This window comes from uncultured Clostridium sp. (genome assembly GCF_934754925.1).
In the GTDB taxonomy this organism is placed as follows: Bacteria; Bacillota; Clostridia; order Clostridiales; family Clostridiaceae; genus Clostridium.
The window spans coordinates 1-2227 of the sequence record NZ_CAKVJA010000103.1 but is presented as its reverse complement, the minus strand read 5'-3'; the positions used below and the strand labels follow the sequence as shown (position 1 = coordinate 2227).

The following is a 2227-nucleotide window of genomic DNA, read 5'->3' as shown; positions in this document are numbered from 1 at the left end:
CTCCTATCCCCCTATTAACTATCATTATAGAACCGTTAACTTTAAATTTTCCTGCAGCATACCTAGGAAATATTTCTCTTTCCGGTGATAAAAGTCCTATATTAGTAAATGGAATTCTTACAATTCCTCCATGCATATGACCTGCTAAAACAAGATCTGCCCCCCACTTACTATATTGCTTAATAAATATTGGATTATGTGCTAATAATATATTAAACTTATCAGCATCAGCCTCAGGCAAAGTTTTTTCAACATAATCTCTTTCTAACTGTAACTTATTTACATAAACACCTGACGGCCAATCTAAAGGTATATTAACGCCATATAAATTAATTGACTCATTTCCCTTATATATCTCTACATAATCATTTTTTATTGTAATAACACCTAATTCCCTTAAAAATTCCATGAAATATAAATATTCTCCTGGTATTAATTTTTCAGCTAAATGCTCATGATTACCATCAATATAATATATAGGATAAATTTCTGATAGTTCTTTAACTAATTTTTCAAATTCTTCTGTCCCTGTCATATCATAACTTACCATATCACCGGTCATTACAATTATATCTGGATTAATTCTTTTTATTTTACTTATTATTTTTTCTGTAGTATTTCTATATCCCTTACTATGAAAATCGGATAATTGAACTATTTTAAAATTATTAAACTCTTCTGGTATCTTTTTATCTTTAATCGTATATTTTTCTACATCTATTTTAATAATAAAAGTCATAAACATCTGTATAGTAATTAAAATTATACATATTATTAATACTATTTTCTTTTTTTTCATTTCATATCTCCATTTTCCATATTTTATAATTTTATCATATGAAAATATATACATACATTACACATTTTAATTACTTGCTTAATCTAATTTTGCTTATTATATTTATTACTTCTATATATCCCTTTGCTAAATATCCTACGAGTTTAAGGTATTCACTTATTATAATTAAAACACTATTTCCACTTGTCCACCATCTGGTAGTAAACTTCTCTTCAGCAGATGGCCTTACAATTACCTCTACCTTTTTCCCATTTATAATTACATCTTCTAGTGCCTTTTCCATTGTGGCTTTAGCTCTTCTAGTATGATAATCTGAGGTTACTAATATTATAGATTCAAAATTATTCTCTTCAATTATTTTTTTAGTAAATTTAGCATTATCACTAGTAGTTTCTGACTTATTCTCAAGGATAATTGAATTTTCATCAACTCCTAACTTAATGGCATGATTCTTCATTAGTTCAGCCATTGTAACATCATCATATACTTTACCACCTGAAACTATTAGATAATCTCCATATCCTTTTTTTAAAAGGTCTACACCAACTTCAGTTCTAAAGCCATTATCTCCACTAAAAATGACTATAGCATCTGCTTTTTTTAAATCATCACTTACTACAAGAAAATTTCCTAAATTAAAAAAACAATAAATTATTCCTATTAAAACTATACTAACTATACCTATAATAATTTTTCTTTTCATACTCATAATAAACCCTCACTTTCCTATTTAAAAATGACCTATAACACTTAAAATTGCTATAGGTCATTTGCATTTAAAATATTTTATTTACTTTTTAATGTTAATAAATTAATTTCTGGAGTATTAAATAATCTAAACTGCAAAAATTTACAACTACTACTAGCACCTAATCCAGCACTTACATATTGATTAGTATCTCCCCATGTAATTAAACCCTTAACTTCATCTTGATTAGGGAATAAATAAAGACCACTAAAGGCATCAGGAACAAATAATGCCCCATAGAAAGGTATTCTCCATTGTCCTGCATGATAATGTCCTGCTAGTACCAAATCATAATCTGGTGTATTTGTACCCTCCCCAAAATGATAATCATGTCTTGGATAATGAGTAAGTACTACTTTAACAGAATCATCACTTTCTTCTACTAGACATGTTAAAGCATAAAATTGATTTTTATCTAAAAACCTAGATATCCATAATGAACTTTCTCCTCTTTTTATTTCATATGGTTTCTCCAGAATATTACATCCTTTATCTATTAAAAATTGTCCTTCTTCAGTAATTTCATTTGTAACCTCATTTAAAGATGGCTTGTCTACATTTCCATCAACAAAAAATATATATTCTTTATTTTCAATGCCATCCAACATCTCTATAAAAGGCCCTGTATCATCAGTATGTTTATCAACCATATCTCCTGTTATTGCTATAACGTCATAATC

3 protein-coding genes are annotated in these 2227 nt (G+C 27.6%); all 3 read right to left on the bottom strand.

Annotation, left to right across the window (positions count from 1 at the left end):
- Positions 1 to 799 (bottom strand): metallophosphoesterase (locus Q0G30_RS14155; RefSeq protein ID WP_294391379.1); only part of this gene is annotated, 799 nt, incomplete at its 3' end.
- Between the two features lie 70 nt (positions 800 to 869).
- The gene (locus Q0G30_RS14150) at positions 870 to 1508 is read right to left on the bottom strand and encodes a YdcF family protein (RefSeq protein ID WP_294391376.1); all 639 of its coding nucleotides are present in this window, start codon (positions 1506 to 1508) and stop codon (positions 870 to 872) included.
- Positions 1509 to 1585: 77 nt separating this feature from the next.
- Positions 1586 to 2227, bottom strand: a 642-nt coding sequence (locus Q0G30_RS14145) for a metallophosphoesterase (RefSeq protein WP_294391373.1), incomplete at its 5' end; no start/stop codon positions are given.

Coding starts and splice junctions, on each gene's coding strand:
- Q0G30_RS14150 (WP_294391376.1), bottom strand. CDS start 1,508: ATGAGTATGAAAAGAAAAATTATTATAGGTATAGTTAGTATAGTTTTA.